The sequence below is a fragment of the Pseudomonas sp. YuFO8 genome (assembly GCF_035065025.1).
Taxonomy (GTDB): domain Bacteria; phylum Pseudomonadota; class Gammaproteobacteria; order Pseudomonadales; family Pseudomonadaceae; genus Aquipseudomonas; species Aquipseudomonas putida_AE.
On record NZ_JAXDEQ010000001.1, the window covers coordinates 244,308 to 263,353 of the forward strand.

General features: G+C 61.9%; 17 protein-coding genes. 9 read left to right on the top strand and 8 right to left on the bottom strand.

The genetic code is table 11. The features are described from left to right. The first annotated feature begins 150 nt into the window (after positions 1-150). On the top strand, positions 151-1,332 hold the full coding sequence (gene hmpA, locus SOP95_RS01130; RefSeq protein ID WP_323605605.1) for an NO-inducible flavohemoprotein: 1,182 nt from the start codon (positions 151-153) through the stop codon (positions 1,330-1,332). A gap of 155 nt (positions 1,333-1,487) precedes the next feature. Here hmpA and SOP95_RS01135 read toward each other — a convergent pair whose 3' ends face one another. The 5 genes from SOP95_RS01135 to SOP95_RS01155 form a co-directional block, all read right to left on the bottom strand. Beyond that, complete coding sequence (locus tag SOP95_RS01135; protein WP_323605606.1) at positions 1,488-2,129, bottom strand: helix-turn-helix transcriptional regulator; 642 nt, start codon at positions 2,127-2,129, stop codon at positions 1,488-1,490. A 92-nt stretch (positions 2,130-2,221) separates the two neighbouring features. Continuing rightward, positions 2,222-3,349, bottom strand: a complete 1,128-nt coding sequence (locus tag SOP95_RS01140) for an NAD(P)/FAD-dependent oxidoreductase (RefSeq protein WP_274073945.1) — start codon at positions 3,347-3,349, stop codon at positions 2,222-2,224. 144 nt (positions 3,350-3,493) lie between these two features. After that, positions 3,494-4,438, bottom strand: coding sequence for an ornithine cyclodeaminase family protein (locus SOP95_RS01145; protein WP_323605607.1), 945 nt, complete (start codon positions 4,436-4,438; stop codon positions 3,494-3,496). A 138-nt stretch (positions 4,439-4,576) separates the two neighbouring features. After that, a complete protein-coding gene (gene rhlB / locus SOP95_RS01150) occupies positions 4,577-6,064 on the bottom strand; it encodes an ATP-dependent RNA helicase RhlB (RefSeq protein WP_274073943.1) in 1,488 nt (495 codons plus the stop codon). A gap of 98 nt (positions 6,065-6,162) precedes the next feature. Further along, positions 6,163-6,819 carry an alpha/beta hydrolase gene (locus tag SOP95_RS01155; protein ID WP_274073942.1) on the bottom strand — a complete coding sequence of 219 codons (657 nt, stop codon included), beginning with the start codon at positions 6,817-6,819 and terminating at the stop codon, positions 6,163-6,165. A gap of 466 nt (positions 6,820-7,285) precedes the next feature. On the opposite strand from SOP95_RS01155, the gene SOP95_RS01160 reads away from it, so the two are divergent. The 4 genes from SOP95_RS01160 to SOP95_RS01175 all read left to right on the top strand — a co-directional run bounded on the left by SOP95_RS01160 (position 7,286) and on the right by SOP95_RS01175 (position 11,450). After that, positions 7,286-8,317: an amino acid ABC transporter substrate-binding protein gene (locus tag SOP95_RS01160; RefSeq protein ID WP_323605609.1), complete on the top strand. Its 1,032-nt coding sequence runs from the start codon at positions 7,286-7,288 to the stop codon at positions 8,315-8,317. 65 nt (positions 8,318-8,382) lie between these two features. Then, on the top strand, positions 8,383-9,564 hold the full coding sequence (locus SOP95_RS01165) for an amino acid ABC transporter permease (RefSeq protein ID WP_274073940.1): 1,182 nt from the start codon (positions 8,383-8,385) through the stop codon (positions 9,562-9,564). A gap of 10 nt (positions 9,565-9,574) precedes the next feature. Then, positions 9,575-10,672 carry an amino acid ABC transporter permease gene (locus tag SOP95_RS01170; protein WP_274073939.1) on the top strand — a complete coding sequence of 366 codons (1,098 nt, stop codon included), beginning with the start codon at positions 9,575-9,577 and terminating at the stop codon, positions 10,670-10,672. Positions 10,673-10,685: 13 nt separating this feature from the next. Beyond that, a complete protein-coding gene (locus SOP95_RS01175; RefSeq protein WP_003171943.1) occupies positions 10,686-11,450 on the top strand; it encodes an amino acid ABC transporter ATP-binding protein in 765 nt (254 codons plus the stop codon). Between the two features lie 70 nt (positions 11,451-11,520). On the opposite strand, the gene SOP95_RS01180 is transcribed toward SOP95_RS01175, so the two are convergent. After that, positions 11,521-12,489 carry a LysR family transcriptional regulator gene (locus SOP95_RS01180; RefSeq protein WP_274073938.1) on the bottom strand — a complete coding sequence of 323 codons (969 nt, stop codon included), beginning with the start codon at positions 12,487-12,489 and terminating at the stop codon, positions 11,521-11,523. 193 nt (positions 12,490-12,682) lie between these two features. Here SOP95_RS01180 and SOP95_RS01185 point away from each other — a divergent pair, with 193 nt between their 5' ends. From SOP95_RS01185 to SOP95_RS01200, 4 genes are all read left to right on the top strand, one after another. Next, positions 12,683-14,182, top strand: coding sequence for an efflux transporter outer membrane subunit (locus SOP95_RS01185; protein ID WP_323605611.1), 1,500 nt, complete (start codon positions 12,683-12,685; stop codon positions 14,180-14,182). A 121-nt stretch (positions 14,183-14,303) separates the two neighbouring features. After that, positions 14,304-16,496, top strand: a complete 2,193-nt coding sequence (locus SOP95_RS01190; protein WP_323605612.1) for an FUSC family protein — start codon at positions 14,304-14,306, stop codon at positions 16,494-16,496. Then, the gene (locus tag SOP95_RS01195; RefSeq protein ID WP_015096751.1) at positions 16,486-16,686 is read left to right on the top strand and encodes a DUF1656 domain-containing protein; all 201 of its coding nucleotides are present in this window, start codon (positions 16,486-16,488) and stop codon (positions 16,684-16,686) included. The genes SOP95_RS01190 and SOP95_RS01195 overlap by 11 nt, the downstream gene beginning before the upstream one ends. Positions 16,687-16,696: 10 nt before the next feature. Further along, positions 16,697-17,551 carry an HlyD family secretion protein gene (locus SOP95_RS01200; RefSeq protein ID WP_323605615.1) on the top strand — a complete coding sequence of 285 codons (855 nt, stop codon included), beginning with the start codon at positions 16,697-16,699 and terminating at the stop codon, positions 17,549-17,551. A gap of 34 nt (positions 17,552-17,585) precedes the next feature. Here SOP95_RS01200 and SOP95_RS01205 read toward each other — a convergent pair whose 3' ends face one another. Then, positions 17,586-18,410, bottom strand: a complete 825-nt coding sequence (locus SOP95_RS01205; RefSeq protein WP_323605617.1) for an SDR family oxidoreductase — start codon at positions 18,408-18,410, stop codon at positions 17,586-17,588. 34 nt (positions 18,411-18,444) lie between these two features. Beyond that, positions 18,445-18,909: a multidrug transporter gene (locus SOP95_RS01210; RefSeq protein ID WP_274073933.1), complete on the bottom strand. Its 465-nt coding sequence runs from the start codon at positions 18,907-18,909 to the stop codon at positions 18,445-18,447. Positions 18,910-19,046 lie beyond the last annotated feature (137 nt).

Consider the following 19,046-nt stretch of genomic DNA (forward strand, 5'->3'; position numbering starts at 1 on the left):
TCCATGTAGTCGATGTGACTATAGATCACGCTGTGTCGATATGACTACTGTGTTATTAACTCATTGATTTATATAGTTTTAATTCTTGGCACGGAAACTGATAAGCATAGGGCAACTGTTAAGAAACCCTCGTTGCCCAGGAGTCACTCTATGCTCAGCGTTCAAGACCGTGCCATCGTCAAATCCACTGTGCCGCTGCTGGAAAGCGGTGGTGAAGCGTTGATCACCCACTTCTATCGCATGATGTTGTCCGAGTATCCAGAAGTGCGTCCGTTGTTCAACCAGGCCCACCAGGCTTCCGGCGACCAGCCGCGCGCCCTGGCCAATGGTGTGTTGATGTACGCCCGCCACATCGATCAGCTCGACCAGCTGGGCGACCTGGTGGCCAAGATCATCAACAAGCACGTGGCCCTGCAGATTCTGCCGGAACACTACCCGATTGTCGGCAAGTGCCTGTTGCGTGCAATCGCCGAAGTGCTGGGCGAAGAGATCGCCACCCCGGAGGTGATCGCGGCATGGGCGGCGGCCTACGGGCAACTGGCGGACATTCTGATCGGTGCCGAAAAAAGCATCTACGACCAGAAAGAGCAGGCTCCGGGCGGCTGGCGCGGGGCGCGGGAATTCATCGTGGTGGCCAAGGTTGAGGAGAGTGCGGAAATCACCTCCTTCTATTTCGAACCGGCCGACAAGGGGCCGATTCTGGCCGCCGAGCCAGGCCAGTACATCGGCATGAAGCTGATCCTCGATAGCGAAGAGATCCGTCGCAACTATTCGTTGTCGGCCTTGGCGAACAAGGGCCAGTACCGCATCAGCGTCAAGCGTGAAACCGGTGGTCGGGCCTCCAATCATTTGCACGATCAACTGCAGGTAGGGGCGAGCATCCAGTTGTTCCCGCCATCGGGCGAGTTCACCCTGAGCGCCAGCGACAAGCCGCTGGTGCTGATCAGCGGCGGTGTCGGCATCACCCCGACCCTGGCGATGCTGGAAGCAGCGTTGCAAACCGAGCGGCCGGTGCACTTTATCCACTGCGCGCGCAATGGCAGCGTCCACGCCTTCCGCGACTGGATCGACGGGCTGGCCGAGCGTCATCCGCAACTCAAGCGTTTCTACTGCTATGCCGAGGATGACGGCGTCAGCCCGGCGGCGCACAAGGTCGGGATGTTGAGCCAGGAACAACTGGCCGCCTGGTTGCCCGAAGAGCGCGACCTGGACGCTTACTTCCTCGGGCCGAAGGGCTTCATGGCGGCGGTCAAGCGTCACCTCAAGGCGTTGGGTGTGCCAGAGAAGCAGAGCCGTTACGAGTTCTTCGGCCCGGCTTCCGCCTTGGAGTAAACATCGCTCTGTAGGAGCCGGCTTGCTGGCGATGCAGGCACCGCGGACTGTCAGGAACCGTGGTGATGCGATCGCCAGCAAGCCGGCTCCTACAGGCGATGCGGGCACCGCGGACTGTCAGGACGACCGTGGTGATGTGATCGTACGGTATGGTTTCAGCCTTTGAGTTCCTTCAGGTGCTTGTACACCGTCGCCCGCCCCATGTTCAGCACATTGGCCACATAGTTGGAGGCGCTTTTGCCCTTGAAGGCGCCTTCGGCGTGCAGGGCTAGCACCAGTTCGCGTTTGTGATCGCGGGTCAACAGGTTCAGGCTCAGCTGGCGTTCGCGCAGCCAGGCGTGGAGGAAGGTATTGATCCGCTCCTGCCAGTCATCGCGGAATAGTGAATCCGGCTGAGGAATCAGCTTGGTCGGCGACAGGAACAGGTCCAGCGCGGCCTTGGCATTCTCGAACAGCGAAATATTCAGGTTGATGCACAGCACTGCCAGCGGGAGTTCCTCACGGTCGCGCAGCACGGTGCTGAGACTGCGGATCTTCTGACCATCCCAATTGAGCTTTTCGTACGGCCCGATGTTGCGTTCGCCGACATCGTCGCCGAGCATGTCATCCAGCGCCGAATCGTCACCGATTTCCCGTTTCGACAGGTTGTTGGCGATGTAGTCGACCTTTTGCGTGCGCAGGTCGTGTAGCACTACTTCGGCGTGGGGAAAAAACAGCGTGGCGATGGCATCGGCAATCGCCCGGAAGTTATCCAGGGACGTGTCGTTCAGGGCAGGATCTTGTTCAGGTGCGTTCATACAATGGGGCTCCGGGGCAGCTTCAGCGCCCCGTGATTCAGGACGCTGAAAGTGTGCCGCAATCGAGTCGGCGCGTCACCTGAGGACAATAGTCAGCCCAGGCGGGCAGGGGACAGCATGCCGGCGTTCAGACCGAAACGGCTGAGGGTTTCGGGCAGGGCTTCACCGCGCACGAGCGCAGCACTGGCCTGGCCCATGGCCGGCGAGGTCTGGATGCCGTATCCGCCTTGTGCCGCCACCCAGAACAGCCCCGGCACCTGCGGATCGAAACCGGACAGCAAGTCGCCGTCGCTGACGAAACTGCGCAGGCCGGCCCAGGTTCGGGTCGGGCGGCGGATGGTCAGGGTGGTGGCTTCCTCGATCTGATAGATGCCCATGGCGATGTCCAGTTCTTCGGGCTGCACGTCGTGGGGTTCCACCGGGTCGGCGTTGGCCGGCGAGCCGAGGAACATCCCGGCGTCGGGTTTCATGTAGAAGGATTCGTCGAGGCTGACCAGCATCGGCCAATGGTGGATGTCCACGCCTTCGGGTCCGGCAAAGATGAAGGCCGCGCGGCGCTTGGGTTGCAGGCCCAGCGGCCGGGCGCCGGCCATTTCGCCGATCTTGTCGGCCCAGGCGCCTGCGGCGTTGATGATGACCGGCGCGCTGAAGGTCTGGTCCTTGGTTTGCACCTGCCACAGGCCTGCGCCATCACGGGTCAGGCTCAGGACTTCGCTGTCGGTATGGACTTCGCCCTGGTTACGGCGGATTCCCCGCAGGTAACCCTGATGCAGGGCATCGGTGTCGATGTCGCTGGCGGTCGGATCGTAGATCGCGCCGTGGACTTTTTCCCGGCGCAGGATCGGCACGAGCGCGCAGGCTTCGTCGGCGCTGAGCAACTGCATTTGCGGCACAGTGGCTTTGGCGCTCAGGTACTGGTTGTTCAGTTCGGCCGGGTCACCGGTCAAGTCCACGGTCATTTCGCCGCGCGGGGTCAGCAGCGGGTGTTCGCAGAAACCGGTCGGAGGGGCGTCGAAGAAATCCCGGCTGGCCTGGGTCAACGCCCGCACTTGCGGGGTGCCGTAGGCGGCGGTGTACAGCGCCGCCGAACGGCCGGTGGAGTGATAGGCCGGATGGGATTCGCGTTCGAGCACGATGACGCGTGCGTGCTGCGACAGCCAGAAACCGGTGGAAGCGCCGGCTATCCCGCCGCCGATGATGATGAAGTCTGCCTGGCTCATGAATGTCTCCTGTGAAACACAAATGCCGAAGGTTCGATGATCCCTGTAGGAGCCGGCTTGCTGGCGATGCAGGCGCCGCGGTCTGTCAGGAAAACCGAGGTGATGCGATCGCCAGCAAGCCGGCTCCTACAGGGATGTGTGGTGTCAGGGGTGCAGGCGGTAGATGGCATTGGCCAGCGCAATGTCTTCCAGGCCCAGGCCGATGGAGCGGAAAAACACATGACGGTCGTAGCCGGGGCGCTGCACTTTCTCGCTGAGCAGGTCGGGCAAGTCGCCGACAATCGCCTTGTTATCCCAGCCATGCTGTTCGCCGGCAATCAGCATTTCACCCGCCGAGCCCGGGGTGGTCACACGGTAGTCGCAGAATACCTGCATGTCGTTGAGGCTCAGCGGCGGTACTTCGTGGGCGCGCGGGGCGTTGGTGCTGATCGAGGTGATCAGCGCCGGTTTGCGCAAGCTCGACGGATCGATCACGGGCCCTGCGGACGAGGTGCACAGCATGATCACGTCGGCGTCCTGAACGGCAGTCTCGCGATTGTCGACGATGTTCAGGCGTGGCTCGATGTTTTTCAGCAGGCTCACCGTTTCAGCATCTTCGCTCAGGCTTGGCGAGTACAGGCTGATGTTCTGCCATTCGCGCAGACCTTTAACGTAATGCAGGTGCGCCTGGGCCACTTTGCCGCTGCCGATGATTGCCAGGCGACTCGCTGTGAGCGGCGCGAGGGCATCGACCGCCACCGCCGTGGTCGCGGCCGTACGGGCAGTGGTCAGTTCGCCAGCATCACACAACAACAGCGGCTGGCCGGTCTGCATCGACATCAGCAAGGTCCACGCGGTCACCAGCGGCCCTTGCTCGCCCACGATGTAGGGCGAGGTCTTGACCCCGTACACGCCCTCTTCGGCCAGCACGCCCAGGTAGTTGATGAAGTCGCCGGCACCCCGGGGAAATTCCACCAGTTGCTGTGCCGGTTGCACGGCTTGCCCGGCAGCCAGGTCGCGGAACAGTTTGCGCAGGATCTGCGGCACGTCGACCTGGGCCAGCAACTCGCGGGCCTGGGATTGGTTGATCACGTAGGGGGTGCTGGCCATGGTGGCTCCGTGAGTGGCGAGTAAACTATTTTGTCCATTATGGACTTTTAGTTATCGCGAGCAAGCGCCTGTTGAAAAAACCAGACGAAAAAAAAGCGCAGTCCGTTTCCGGCTGCGCCTTTTCCTGCAAGTCGCCCGTTACGGCCGCTTGCGCTCAACCGCCCGCAATAGATGCGTCGGTGGGGTTTCACAGCTGATCTTGCGACCGAGTTTTTCTTCGATGGCCGGCAGCTGGTAGGAGTCGTCTTCACCGGCAAAACTGATGGACACTCCATCGGCGCCAGCGCGACCGGTACGGCCGATGCGGTGCACGTAGTCGTCCGGGACTTCCGGCAACGTGAAGTTGATCACGTGGCTGATGCCGTCGATGTGGATGCCGCGACCGGCCACGTCGGTGGCCACCAGTACGCGGATCTTGCCTTCACGAAAGCCTTCCAGGGTCTTGATGCGCTTGTGCTGCGGCACGTCGCCGGACAGCTGCGCGGCGTTGACGCCATCGCGCACCAGGCGTTCTTCGATGCGCCGCACTTCATCCTTGCGGTTGGCGAAGACGATGACCCGCTCCCAGCCGTTGTCGCTGACCAGGTTGTAGAGCAGTTTGTATTTGTCGGCACCGGCTACGGCGTAGATGTGCTGTTCGACGTTTTCGCTGGCCACGTTCTGCGACTCGATCTCGACGATGGCCGGGTCGGTGGTCCATTGCTTGGCCAGGTTCATCACGTCTTCGGTGAAGGTCGCCGAGAACAGCAGGGTTTGACGCTCGTTCTTCGGCGGCGTCTGGCGAATGATCTGGCGTACCTGCGGGATGAAGCCCATGTCGAGCATGCGGTCGGCTTCGTCCAGCACCATGACTTCGACCATGTCCAGGTGCACGTCGCCGCGCTGGTTGAAATCCAGCAGGCGGCCCGGCGTGGCCACGAGGATGTCGCAGTGGCGGGCTTCGAGGTGCTTGAGTTGCTTGTCGAAGTCCATGCCGCCGACGAACGTCATGACGTTGAGGCCGGTGTACTTGGTCAGGTCAGCGGCGTCCTTGGCGATCTGCACCACCAGTTCGCGAGTCGGGGCGATGATCAGTGCGCGCGGCTCACCCATGTAGCGCTCTTTCGGCGGCGGGGTCTGCAGCAGCTGGGTGATGATCGAGATCAGGAACGCCGCGGTCTTGCCGGTACCGGTCTGCGCCCGGCCGATGGCGTCTTTGCCGGCGAGGGTGAAGCCCAGCACCTGGGCCTGGATCGGCGTGCAATACGGGAAGCCCAGGTCCTGGATGGCGTGCATCAGTTCGGGGGCGAGTTTGAAGTCGTGGAAGCGGGTCTTGCCTTCCTGGGGTTCGACGACGAAGTCTTCGAGTTTCCAGGGAATCACCGGCGCCTTGGGCTTGGGTTCGCGGCGTGGTTTGGCGGGTTTTGGCGCTTCGCTGCGCGGTTGCTCGGCGGCGGTTTGCACAACGGGCTCGGCGACCGCTGCGCTCTTTGGCTCGTGTTTCGGTGCCGCTACCGGGGCGGCCCGACCAGACTGATGACCGTCGGTGCGGTGGCTGGATGTGTGAGACGGAGCGCTGGGGACTGGCGCGAGTTGCTCAGTCTCGCTTTTACCGAACATTTTCTTGAGTGCTTTGAGCACGGTCATCTCATCAATTGGTTAAGGAATGTACGCCGGCCAGTGTAATGCAAGAATCGGGCGCGGCGTAGAGGGATGGATCAAAGGGCGTTTTTAAACATCGATGTTTAGCGCAAACGCTCGGTCAGCCACACGCCGATGTCGCGAATCTCCTCGGGTAACACTTCGTGCCCCATTGGGTATTCCTGCCATGTCACGGTGACACCACGCTGCTTCAGATGCTCGTAGGCGCTACGGCCCATCGAGTTCTGCACCACGTCATCGTACTGGCCATGCAACGACAGCACCGGAATGCGCTGCTGGCTGGCGGACAGTTCCAGCTCATCGCTGAAGGTCGGTGCATAGGTGGAGAGGGCAAGTACGCCACCCAGGGGGCCCTGCCAGTTCAGAAACGCGGTGTGTAGAACCACGGCGCCGCCCTGGGAAAAGCCGGCCAGGAAAATTCGCGAGGCGTCTATTCCGATGGCTCGCTGCACGTCGATCAAATTAACGATCCTCTGCGAGGACTCTTCCAGCTGTTCGCGATTGATCGCGCGCGCCGGGCTCATGGCCAATATGTCGTACCAGCTCGGCATCTCGTAGCCACCATTGATGGTGACGGCACAGGTCGGTGCCTGAGGGAAAACGAAGCGCGTGGTCAGCAGGTTTTCCTGCAACGCTTCGGCCACCGGCAGGAAGTCGTAGCGGTCGGCACCAAGGCCGTGGAGCCAGATGACGCAGGCATCTGCGGGCTTGATAGGTTCAAGAATCAAGGGCTCGGTCATGGTTGCTCCAATTTTGTGCGGACGCTCTCATTGAGTGCGAGGTCTGAGGGCGCCTCTGGTTGATCAGTTACGAAGATGTCGCAAGGTTACAAGTTTTGCTATTGACCTGTCGCTTAACCGCTTTAGCAGCCGGTGTGGTACGGGCTTTGCTATGGGGAAGCGGTGCAACTCATCTCGCGCCTGGCGGTAACACTATCAGTGTACGACTGGCCGCGGGATAGCAAAAATCCGGTAATGGATGTTCGCCAGTGGCCGCTACGGGCTTCGCGAACGAGAAAGGGCTACAGCCCGTTCGGCCGATTGGTGAGAAGTGAGTTGTCCATTATGTGGATTTTCTCCTACTAGACTCATGGCTACGGTCCTACGTCGGTTGACCCTAAAAAAAGCCAACACGGGTCACCACCGCCTCAAAAGGGTGCGACTGGACTCACGCTCCGACACAACAAGAGCAAAACTGGAGGTTTGAATGAAGATGTTGAAATCCACCCTGGCAGTCGTGACTGCAGCCGCGGTACTCGGTGTCAGTGGGTTCGCTCAGGCGGGCGCGACCCTGGATGCAGTGCAGAAAAAAGGTTTCGTACAGTGCGGCGTCAGCGATGGCCTGCCTGGCTTCTCGGTTCCGGATGCTACCGGCAAGATCGTCGGCATCGACGCTGATTACTGCCGTGCCGTGGCCGCTGCCGTGTTCGGCGACGCGACCAAGGTCAAGTTCAGTCAGTTGAACGCCAAGGAGCGCTTCACCGCGCTGCAGTCCGGCGAAATCGACATCCTGTCGCGCAACACCACCATGACCAGCTCCCGTGACGCGGGCATGGGCCTGAAATTCCCGGGTTTCATTACCTACTACGACGGCATCGGCTTCCTGGTCAACAATAAGCTCGGCGTCAAGAGCGCCAAGGAACTGGACGGTGCAACCATCTGCATCCAGGCCGGTACCACCACCGAGCTGAACGTTTCCGACTACTTCCGCGGCAACGGCCTGAAATACACCCCGATCACTTTCGACACCTCCGACGAGAGCGCCAAGTCGCTGGAATCCGGTCGTTGTGACGTACTGACCTCCGACAAGTCCCAACTGTTCGCCCAGCGCAGCAAGCTGGCAACGCCTGCGGACTATGTGGTTCTGCCGGAAACCATTTCCAAGGAACCTCTGGGCCCGGTCGTGCGTAATGGCGACGACGAGTGGCTGGCCATCGTGCGCTGGGTTGGCTACGCCATGCTCAACGCTGAAGAAGCCGGCATCACTTCGAAGAACGTCGAAGCCGAAGCCAAGGGCACCAAGAACCCTGACGTTGCCCGTCTGCTGGGTACCGACGGCGAATACGGCAAAGACCTGAAAGTGAAGAAAGACTGGGTCGTGCAGGTCGTCAAGCAAGTGGGTAACTACGGCGAAGTGTTCGAGAAAAACCTCGGCAAGAGCACTCCACTGGAAATCGACCGCGGGCTGAACGCCCTGTGGAACGCTGGCGGCATTCAATACGCACCACCAGTGCGCTGATGGTTCTATCACCCGGCGGGCCAACCGCCGGGTGATGTTCTGTTCCATTCTTTGCGGGGCACTTCATGCAAAATTCAATCGGCGCACCAAAGCAGAGGCTCAGCCTCAGCGATCCACGAGTGCGTGCGTGGGTATTCCAGATCATCACCATTATCGGTGTGGTCTCGCTAGGCTGGTTTCTGTTCGACAACACGCAAACCAACCTGCAACACCGGGGCATCACCTCCGGTTTCGACTTTCTCGAGCGCAGTGCCGGCTTCGGCATCGCCCAGCACCTGATCGACTACACCGAAGCGGACAGCTACGCCCGGGTGTTTGTCATCGGCCTGCTCAACACCTTGCTGGTGACCTTCATCGGCGTGATCCTGGCGACGATCCTCGGCTTCATCGTCGGTGTGGCACGGCTGTCGAAGAACTGGATCATCGCCAAAGTGGCGACGGTGTACGTGGAAGTCTTCCGTAACATTCCGCCGCTGCTGCAGATCCTGTTCTGGTACTTCGCGGTGTTCCTGACCATGCCGGGACCGCGCAACAGCCACAACTTCGGCGACACCTTCTTTGTCAGCAGCCGCGGCCTGAACATGCCGGCGGCGCTGATGGCCGATGGTTTCTGGGCGTTCGTGATCAGTGTCGTGGTGGCCATCGTCGCCATCGTGCTGATGTGCCGCTGGGCCAACAAACGCTTCGAAGCCACCGGCGTTCCGTTCCACAAGTTCTGGGTCGGCCTGGCCTTGTTACTGGTCATCCCGGCGCTGTGCGCACTGATTTTTGGCGCGCCCGTGCATTGGGAAATGCCGCAGCTCAAGGGCTTCAACTTCGTCGGCGGCTGGGTGCTGATCCCGGAACTGCTGGCCTTGACCCTGGCGCTGACGGTGTACACCGCGGCGTTCATCGCCGAGATCGTGCGTTCGGGCATCAAGTCGGTCAGCCACGGCCAGACCGAGGCGGCGCACTCGTTGGGCCTGCGCAACGGGCCGACCCTGCGCAAGGTGATCATCCCGCAAGCCCTGCGCGTGATCATTCCACCGCTGACCAGCCAATACCTGAACCTGGCGAAGAACTCCTCGCTGGCGGCCGGTATCGGTTATCCGGAGATGGTCTCGCTGTTCGCAGGCACGGTGCTGAACCAGACCGGCCAGGCGATCGAGGTGATTGCGATCACCATGAGCGTGTACCTGGCGATCAGTATCAGCATTTCCCTGCTGATGAACTGGTACAACAAGCGCATTGCGCTGATCGAGCGGTAAGGAAAAGCGCATGAGCACTCATACTTTCAAACCTGACATGCCGCCACCGAGTCGCAGCATCGGCGTAGTGGCGTGGATGCGCGCGAACATGTTCTCCAGCTGGCTCAACACCCTGCTGACCCTGTTCGCGTTCTACCTGATTTACCTGGTGGTACCGCCGATCCTGCAGTGGGCGATCCTCGATGCCAACTGGGTGGGCACCAGCCAGGCCGACTGCACCAAGGAGGGCGCCTGCTGGGTGTTCATCCAGCAGCGCTTCGGCCAGTTCATGTACGGCTACTACCCGCCGGAACTGCGCTGGCGCGTGGACCTGACGGTGTGGCTGGCGGTCATCGGCGTGGCACCTTTGTTCATCTCGCGCTTTCACCATAAAGCGGTGTATGGCCTGAGCTTCCTGGTGCTGTACCCGATCATTGCCTGGTGCCTGCTGCACGGCGGCGTCTTCGGCCTGACCCAAGTGGCGACCAGCCAATGGGGCGGCCTGATGCTGACCCTGGTGATCGCCACCGTCGGTATTGCCGGTGCCTTGCCGCTGGGGATTGTCCTGGCGTTGGGGCGTCGTTCGAACATGCCGGCGATTCGGGTGGTCTGCGTGACCTTCATCGAATTCTGGCGCGGCGTGCCGTTGATCACGGTGCTGTTCATGTCATCGGTGATGCTGCCGTTGTTCCTGCCCGAAGGCATGAACTTCGACAAGCTGCTGCGGGCGCTGATCGGCGTGATCCTGTTCCAGTCGGCCTACGTGGCTGAAGTGGTACGTGGCGGTCTGCAGGCGATTCCCAAGGGTCAGTACGAAGCCGCCGCAGCGATGGGCCTCGGCTACTGGCGCAGCATGGGCCTGGTGATTCTGCCGCAAGCCCTGAAGCTGGTGATCCCTGGCATCGTCAACACCTTCATCGCGCTGTTCAAGGACACCAGCCTGGTGATCATCATCGGCCTGTTCGACCTGCTCAACAGCGTCAAGCAAGCCGCCGCCGACCCGAAATGGCTGGGCATGGCCACCGAAGGCTATGTGTTCGCCGCCCTGGTGTTCTGGATTTTCTGTTTTGGTATGTCGCGCTATTCCATGCATCTGGAACGCAAGCTCGACACTGGCCACAAGCGTTAGGAGTTCTCTTCAAATGAGCGAAGCAATCAAACAGCCTGTGAGCCCTGAAGGCATTATTCAGATGCAGGGCGTCAACAAGTGGTACGGCCAGTTCCACGTACTCAAAGACATCAACCTCAACGTCAAGCAGGGCGAGCGTATCGTCCTGTGCGGCCCGTCTGGTTCCGGCAAGTCCACCACCATCCGCTGCCTCAATCGCCTGGAAGAACACCAGCAGGGCCGCATCGTGGTCGACGGCGTGGAGCTGACCAACGACCTCAAGCAGATCGAAGCGATCCGCCGCGAAGTCGGCATGGTGTTCCAGCACTTCAACCTGTTCCCGCACCTGACCATCCTGCAGAACTGCACGCTGGCGCCGATGTGGGTGCGCAAGATGCCCAAGCGCAAGGCCGAGGAAATCGCCATGCACTACCTGGAACGCGTACGCATTCCGGAGCAGGCGCATAAATTCCCGGGGCAACTGTCCGGTGGCCAGCAACAGCGTGTGGCGATTGCCCGGGCGCTGTGCATGAAGCCGAAAATCATGTTGTTCGACGAACCGACTTCGGCACTCGACCCCGAGATGGTGAAAGAGGTACTGGACACCATGATCGGCCTGGCTGAAGACGGCATGACCATGCTCTGCGTGACCCACGAAATGGGCTTCGCCCGTACAGTGGCCAACCGCGTGATCTTCATGGACAAGGGCGAAATCGTCGAACAGGCCGCGCCGAACGACTTCTTCGACAACCCGCAGAACGACCGCACCAAGCTGTTCCTGAGTCAGATCCTGCATTGATCGAACCCAGGCGATGAAAAAACCCGGACATGGTGTCCGGGTTTTTTTTTACCTGTCGTTCAGCTATGTCTCAGGTCGCCATCCGTGCCCCGGCGAGGCTGCCGCTCAATTCATACGCGGCCAGTTCCGCCTGGTGCGCCGCCAGCAACTCCGGCAATGACCCGCGCAGGTATTCCACCCAGGTCTTGATCTTTGCATCCAGGTACTGCCGCGACGGGTAGATCGCGTATAGGTTCAGCTCCTGGGAGCGGTAATTGGGCATCACCCGCACCAGCGTACCGTTGCGCAGCCCGTCGATCGCGGCGTATAGCGGCAGGACACCGACGCCCATGCCGCTGGTGATCGCGGTTTTCATCGCATCGGCCGAGTTCACCAGGAACGGCGAGCTGTTGATGGTGACCATTTCCTGGCCGTCAGGCCCGTCGAAGGCCCATTTATCCAGGGGGATGACCGGGCTCACCAGGCGCAGGCAGGCGTGGTTGAGCAGGTCGCCGGGTTTTTGCGCGCAGCCGTTGGCTTTGACATAGGCGGGCGAGGCGCAAACGATGCTGTAGGTAATCCCCAGGCGCTGGGAGACGAAACCCGAGTCCGGCAGTTCGCTGGCGAGCACGATGGACACGTCGTAGCCCTCGTCCAGCAGGTCCGGCACGCGGTTGGCCAGGGTCAGGTCGAAGGTCACGTCCGGGTGGGTCTTGCGATAGCGGGCGATGGCGTCGATCACGAAGTGCTGGCCGATGCCGGTCATGGTGTGCACCTTGAGCTGCCCGGCCGGGCGCGCGTGGGCGTCACTGGCCTCGGCTTCGGCTTCTTCGACGTAGTTCAGGATCTGCTCGCAACGCAGTAAATAGCGCTTGCCGGCTTCGGTCAGGGCGATGCGGCGCGTGGTTCGGTTGAGCAGACGGGTTTGCAGGTGGGCTTCCAGGTTGGAGACCGCGCGCGAGACGTTGGCCGTGGTGGTGTCCAGTTGCACGGCGGCGGCGGTGAAGCTGCCGGCCTCGGCCACGTAGCTGAAGGCGCGCATGTTTTGCAATGTGTCCATGGGGTGCTCTCGGGTTCGATGGCAAATTGTGACACGAAGTTTCAGGGTCTGAGACCCCGACCAAGGGATTATCGCGTTAACGGTAACAAAGATTCACAGGAATCCCAGCTTATCGCCATCCAGACCGCCCCATAGAATTGCCCCGGTCCCACGGGACCCGTATGCCTCCTCCCAAATTCAGGAAATCGCAGCAGTGCCGCGTCGCATCAGCAGAGCGCTTCAGCCGCTCAGTGTTTTGGTTTTAACCCTGGCAATCAGCGGCTGCATCGGAACCGGAGGTATTGCCCCACAGGGCAAGGCACTGGAGGCCAATTCACTGGCCACGGACGAAGCGATCCAGAGCGCCGCCCAGGACGCGCACTGGCCCACCGCTCAATGGTGGCAGGCCTATGGCGATCCGCAACTGAATCGCTGGATCGACCTCGCCGTGCAAGGCAGCCCGACCATGGCCATGGCGGCGGCGCGGGTGCGCCAGGCCAGGTCCATGGCCGGTGTTGCCGAAGCGGCGGAGTCGTTGCAGATCAATGGCGAGTCCACCCTCAAGCGCCACAACTGGCCCACCGATCAGTTCTACGGTCCCGGTGAGCTGGCCAACAGCACCACCTGGGACAATAACGCCGCACTGGGCTTCAGTTATGCCCTCGACCTCTGGGGCCGCGAAAGCAATGCCACCGAGCGCGCCGTGGACATGGCCCACATGACGGTCGCCGAAGCGCGCCAGGCGCAGCTCGAATTGCAGAACAACATCGTGCGCGTCTACATCGAACTCTCGTTGCACTACGCGCAACGGGACATCGTCGAAGCGACATTGCAGCAGCAAGAGCAGATCCTCGAGCTGGCGCAGAAGCGCTTGAACGGCGGCATCGGCACCCATTTCGAAGTCAGCCAGGCCCAGACGCCGCTGCCGGAAACCCACCGTCAGATCGACGCCCTGGACGAAGAAATCGCCCTCAGTCGAAATCAACTGGCCGCGCTGGCAGGCAAGGGGCCGGGGGAGGGCGCACAGTTGCAGCGGCCGACACTGGCGCTGGGCGCCGCACTCAAACTGCCGTCGACGCTGCCGGCGCAATTGCTCGGTCAACGCCCGGACGTGGTTGCCAGTCGCTGGCAAGTGGCGGCGCAGGCGCGGGGCATTGACGTGGCGCATGCCGGTTTCTACCCCAACGTCGACCTGGTCGGCAGCCTGGGCTACATGGCCACCGGTGGCGGCGCCCTGGAGTTCCTGACCGGCAAGAAGCTCAACTACAGCGTCGGCCCGGCCATCTCGCTGCCGATCTTTGACGGCGGGCGCTTGCGCTCGGAGCTGGGTGAAGCTTCGGCCGGTTATGACATCGCCGTGGCCAAATACAACCAGACGCTGGTCAACGCGCTGAAAAACATCTCCGACCAGTTGATCCGCCGCGAGTCCATGGACAAGCAGCAAACCTTCGCCGCCGAGTCGGTGGCCACCGCGCAGAAGACCTACGACATCGCGATGATCGCCTACCAGCGCGGGCTGACCGATTACCTCAATGTGCTTAACGCGCAGACGCTGTTGTTCAAACAGCAGCAGGTGCAGCAGCAGGTGCAGGCGGCGCGATTGAGTGCGCATGCCGAACTGGTAACGGCGTTGGGCGGTGGGCTGGGTGCCGGCAACGATGTACCGAAAGACAGCCAGACCCAGGCACCGAAAACCCCGAGCCTTTTGCGTTGAACACAATACCTGTGGGAGCCAGCCTGCTGGCGATGAGGGCAGCACATTCAACATTGATGTCAACTGATACTCCGTTATCGCCAGCAGGCTGGCTCCCACAGGTTTCACAGAGCAGGAATCCATGACCCCCTTGCCCGCACCCTTGCGCTGGCTGTACTCCCTTGAATGGCGCCGGGGCTTCTTCGACTGGGCACGCAGCGATGGCGTGACCTGGGTCTACATTTTCAAGGTGCTGTTCGCCGCGTTCCTGACCCTGTGGCTGGCCATGCGCCTGGAATTGCCGCAGCCGCGCACGGCGATGATCACCGTGTTCATCGTCATGCAGCCGCAAAGCGGCCAGGTGTTCGCCAAGAGTTTCTACCGCTTTCTGGGCACCCTGACCGGCTCGGCAGTGATGGTGGCGTTGATCGCCCTGTTTGCGCAGAACACCGAACTGTTCCTCGGCGCGCTGGCGATCTGGGTTGGTATCTGCTCGGCCGGCGCGGCGCGTTGCCGCAACTTCCGCGCCTACGGTTTTGTCCTGGCCGGCTACACCGCCGCGATGGTCGGGTTGCCCGCGCTGGCCCATCCGGACGGCGCGTTCATGGCGGCGGTCTGGCGGGTGCTGGAAATCTCCCTGGGGATTCTCTGCGCGACCCTGGTCAGCGCCGCGATCCTGCCGCAAACCGCCAGTGCCGCGATGCGCAATGCCCTGTATCAGCGCTTCGGAGTCTTCGCCTTGTTTGTCACCGACGGCTTGCGCGGGCGCAGCCAGCGTGAGGCTTTCGAGGCCGGCAACGTGCGCTTCATTGCCGAAGCGGTGGGCCTGGAGGGGCTGCGCAGCGTCACCGTGTTCGAAGACCCGCACATGCGTCGACGCAACGGTCGGCTCAGTCGCCTGAACAGCGAGTTCATGGGCATCACCACGCGTTTCAACGCCTTGCACCAGTTGCTCGAACGCCTGCGCAGCAATGACACCGATCACGCCGTGGCAGCCATCAAGCCCGGTTTGCAGGACCTCGCCGAATTGCTCGACGGCTTCAGCGGCCGCGCGCTGACCAGTGCCGATGCGGCGCGTCTGGTCTCGGCGCTGACCGCCTACAAGGCCGGTTTGCCAGCACGGGTGCGCAGCCTGCGGGCGGTGTTCCAGGAGAGCGAGCCGAGCGATGCCGAGCTGCTGGATTTCCACACCGCCTACGAATTGCTCTATCGCTTCGTTGACGACTTGCACAGTTATGCACAGACCCACGCTTCATTGGCCGATCACAGCCACGAGCGCGAACGCTGGGACGAGCCCTTCACCCCGCAAACCAACTGGCTGGTGTCGGCAGCCTCAGGGATTCGCGCTGCGTTCATTCTGGTGGTGCTGGGCAGTTATTGGGTGGCAACGGCGTGGCCGAGCGGGGCGACCATGACGCTCATTGCGGCGGCCACCGTGGGCCTGTCCGCCGCCACGCCGAACCCGAAACGCATGGCATTCCAGATGGCCTGCGGGACGTTTCTCGGCGCGCTGATCGGCTTCGTCGAGATGTTTTTCATCTTCCCGTGGATCGACGGTTTCCCCTTGCTGTGCGTGATGCTCGCGCCGGTGATCGTGCTCGGTTCATTCCTGGCCTCGCGCCCGCAGTACGCCGGCGTCGGCCTCGGCTTGCTGATCTTCTTCAGCACCGGTTCGGTGCCGGACAACCTCACCGTCTACAACCCTTACGCCTTCATCAACGACTACATCGCCATGGTGCTTGGCATGCTGGTGTGTGCGGCGGCGGGGGCGATCATCCTGCCGCCGAACAGCCGCTGGTTGTGGCAGCGCCTGGAGCAGGACCTGCGCAGCCAGGTGGTCTACGCCATCAGCGGCAAGCTCAAGGGCCTGGCGTCGAGTTTCGAAAGCCGCACCCGCGACCTGGTGCATCAGGCCTACGGTTTCGCGACGGGCCAGCCGCAGGTGCAGCGGCAGCTGTTGCGCTGGATGTTCGTTGTGCTGGAAGTCGGGCACGCGATCATCGAATTGCGCAAGGAGCAGGCGATCCTGCCGGTGCATCCGGCCTATGCCGAGTCCCAGCCGTGGCGCCAGTCCATCCGCGTGATGGGGCGTGCGCTGGTGCGGCTGTTCCTGCAACCGGGCCAGAGCAATCTGGAGCGCGCGTTGATCGCCGTCGATCATGCGATCAGCCGCGTGCAAGCCACCGACGAACCCTTCGCCCCGCACTTCGACACCTCGGCGCTGCGCCGGGTGAAGAGCTACCTGCACTTTATCCGCACCTCGCTACTCGACCCGCAATCGCCGCTCGCCTCGTACACGAACACCAAGCCCCAAGGACTTGACCATGCCCCGTGAAATCGCCTTCCACGGCGTTTACATGCCGACCATGACCCTGATGTTTTTCATTGCGGCGGCGTTGGCCTGGGCACTGGACCGCTTCCTGTCCGGGTTCGACCTGTACCGCTTCTTCTGGCACCCGGCGCTGCTGCGCCTGAGCCTGTTTACCTGTCTGTTCGGCGCCATGGCGCTGACTGTTTATCGTTGAGAATTCTCTGATGAAAAAGCTCTTCAGCCTGCTCGCCACCCTGCTGGTTCTGGCCCTGGCGATATGGATCGGCCGCACACTCTGGGTGCATTACATGCAGACCCCGTGGACCCGCGACGGCCGGGTGCGCGCCGACATCATCAACGTTGCTGCGGACGTCACCGGCGAAGTGGTGGACGTGCCGGTGCGCGACAACCAATTGGTGAAGAAGGGCGACCTGCTGATGCGCATCGACCCCGAGCACTACCGCCTCGCGGTGAAACAGGCGCAGTCGCTGGTGGCGTCACGCAAGGCGACCTGGGAGATGCGCAAGGTCAACGCCCATCGCCGTGCCGACATGGACAACCTGGTGATCTCCCGGGAAAACCGCGACGACGCCAGCAACCTCGCCGACTCGGCCCTGGCCGATTACCAGCAGGCCCAGGCGCAACTTGAAGCCGCCGAACTGAACCTCAAGCGCACCGAAGTGCGTGCGGCGGTGGATGGCTACGTGACCAACCTGAATGTCCATCGCGGCGACTACGCGCGCATCGGCGAAGCGAAAATGGCCGTCGTCGACATGAACTCGTTCTGGGTCTACGGCTTCTTCGAAGAAACCAAGCTGCCCCACGTGCGGGTCGGCGATAAGGCCGACATGCAACTGATGAGCGGCGAAGTGCTCAAGGGCCACGTGGAAAGCATCTCCCGCGGCATCTACGACCGCGACAATCCGGAGAGTCGGGAGCTTATCGCCGACGTGAACCCGACCTTCAACTGGGTGCGCCTGGCGCAACGGGTACCGGTGCGTATTCACATCGATGAAGTGCCGGAGGGGGTGCTACTGGCGGCGGGGATTACCTGCACGGTAGTGGTCAACGCACTGTAGGAGCGAGCTTGCTCGCGAAGGCGTCGACTGGGTCTCAGAGCTGCCCACGCAACCCGAATCGCCTCATCAACGCCGACTCCAGCAAGCCCTTGGGCAACAACCCCGCCATCAACGGCAACGCCCGGCTGCCATTGCCAAGACGAATCAGCCGCGGCGGTTTGCTTTGCTGCACGGCCTTGAGCAACCCCGCGGCAAACTCACTGGCCGGCGTCGGATTGTCCTGGGACGCCTTGGCCCGTGCCCGAATACCTTCGCGCAACGGAAACCACGGCGATTGTTCGGTGATCAATTGCTCCGCCTCATGCCCGGCATTCCTGGCAAAACTGGAAGCGATCGCCCCCGGCTGCACCTCCATCACCCGCACGCCAAACGGCGCCAGTTCCATGCGCAAGGCATCGCTCAAGGCATGCACCGCGGCTTTCGAGGCGCAATATGCCCCTGCGAACGGCGTGACCAGAACCCCGGAAACGCTACCGATATTGACGACAATCCCTTTGGCCCGACGCAACACACCAAACATCGCCCGGGTCACGCCGACGATGGCGAACACGTTGGTTTCAAACTGGCGCTGCATCGCCTGCACGCCGCCATCGAGCAAAGGCCCCATCGCACCGTAGCCGGCATTGTTGATCAGCACATCGAGGCTGCCGTGTTGCTGGTTGATCCGTTCGCTCAATTGTTCGAGTGCCGGGCCATCGTTGACGTCCAGTTGCACGGCAATAAAACCGGCAGTGGTCAGCGCTGCGACATCTTCAGTCTTGCGGGCACTGGCCCAGACGGTATAACCAGCAGATTTGAAGGCATTGGCCAGGGCGCGGCCGATGCCACTGGAACATCCGGTAATCAACGCAACGGGCATGGCGCGGTCCTTGTGCAAAAAAGTGGGGGAGAGGTCAGTCGGAGAAAGTGCCGTGCAAACGCTCGGCGCGAAACTCCAGGGTTTCCGGGCGATAGCCGGGGCGCAACGGCGGCATGGGCAGGCAATCTTCCCAGCTACCCCCAGCCTGCAATTCGCCAGGCCCGCGATAGCGAGGGGCGGTGTACTGATTGTCGGCCAGGTTGACGGTGTCGCCCGGCGCATAAGCGGCGACGCGCCAGCGCAACTCGGTCAGCGGCACGTCGTTGCCGTTGCTCATGGTCAATTGCAGCGGCCGGTCGGCAGGGCAATGTTGCGGTGCGTAGCTGATGCGCAGTTCCAGGCGTTCAAGCTGTTTGAGTTCGCGGTGGTCCATCCAGATGACCCAGGTGGCGACGATGCCCAGCCCTACGGCGGCGGCCATGGACACGGGCAAGGCTTTGGTCGGATAGCGCAGGAGCAGGATCAGCCAGGTGATGACCAGCAGGACACCGATGAACATGACGTGAAAACCTTGGGGGATGGAGAGACCATCCTACCTAAGCGTAGGGGAGGTGGCGATGGGCGAGATTTTGTGGCGGATGTGCTGGCCTATTCGCGAGCAAGCCTGGGCAACACAAAACCCGGACAAAAAAAGCC

What these genes read in the sequence shown, in the direction of transcription:
- SOP95_RS01175 (WP_003171943.1), top strand. Translation starts at nt 10,686, where the DNA reads ATGAGCGAAGCAATCAAACAGCCTGTGAGCCCTGAAGGCATTATTCAG.
- SOP95_RS01195 (WP_015096751.1), top strand. Translation starts at nt 16,486, where the DNA reads ATGCCCCGTGAAATCGCCTTCCACGGCGTTTACATGCCGACCATGACC.
- SOP95_RS01155 (WP_274073942.1), bottom strand. Translation starts at nt 6,819, where the DNA reads ATGACCGAGCCCTTGATTCTTGAACCTATCAAGCCCGCAGATGCCTGC.
- SOP95_RS01190 (WP_323605612.1), top strand. Translation starts at nt 14,304, where the DNA reads ATGACCCCCTTGCCCGCACCCTTGCGCTGGCTGTACTCCCTTGAATGG.
- SOP95_RS01200 (WP_323605615.1), top strand. Translation starts at nt 16,697, where the DNA reads ATGAAAAAGCTCTTCAGCCTGCTCGCCACCCTGCTGGTTCTGGCCCTG.
- SOP95_RS01135 (WP_323605606.1), bottom strand. Translation starts at nt 2,129, where the DNA reads ATGAACGCACCTGAACAAGATCCTGCCCTGAACGACACGTCCCTGGAT.
- SOP95_RS01140 (WP_274073945.1), bottom strand. Translation starts at nt 3,349, where the DNA reads ATGAGCCAGGCAGACTTCATCATCATCGGCGGCGGGATAGCCGGCGCT.
- SOP95_RS01165 (WP_274073940.1), top strand. Translation starts at nt 8,383, where the DNA reads ATGCAAAATTCAATCGGCGCACCAAAGCAGAGGCTCAGCCTCAGCGAT.
- SOP95_RS01210 (WP_274073933.1), bottom strand. Translation starts at nt 18,909, where the DNA reads ATGTTCATCGGTGTCCTGCTGGTCATCACCTGGCTGATCCTGCTCCTG.
- SOP95_RS01160 (WP_323605609.1), top strand. Translation starts at nt 7,286, where the DNA reads ATGAAGATGTTGAAATCCACCCTGGCAGTCGTGACTGCAGCCGCGGTA.
- SOP95_RS01205 (WP_323605617.1), bottom strand. Translation starts at nt 18,410, where the DNA reads ATGCCCGTTGCGTTGATTACCGGATGTTCCAGTGGCATCGGCCGCGCC.
- SOP95_RS01145 (WP_323605607.1), bottom strand. Translation starts at nt 4,438, where the DNA reads ATGGCCAGCACCCCCTACGTGATCAACCAATCCCAGGCCCGCGAGTTG.
- hmpA (WP_323605605.1), top strand. Translation starts at nt 151, where the DNA reads ATGCTCAGCGTTCAAGACCGTGCCATCGTCAAATCCACTGTGCCGCTG.
- SOP95_RS01180 (WP_274073938.1), bottom strand. Translation starts at nt 12,489, where the DNA reads ATGGACACATTGCAAAACATGCGCGCCTTCAGCTACGTGGCCGAGGCC.
- SOP95_RS01170 (WP_274073939.1), top strand. Translation starts at nt 9,575, where the DNA reads ATGAGCACTCATACTTTCAAACCTGACATGCCGCCACCGAGTCGCAGC.
- rhlB (WP_274073943.1), bottom strand. Translation starts at nt 6,064, where the DNA reads ATGACCGTGCTCAAAGCACTCAAGAAAATGTTCGGTAAAAGCGAGACT.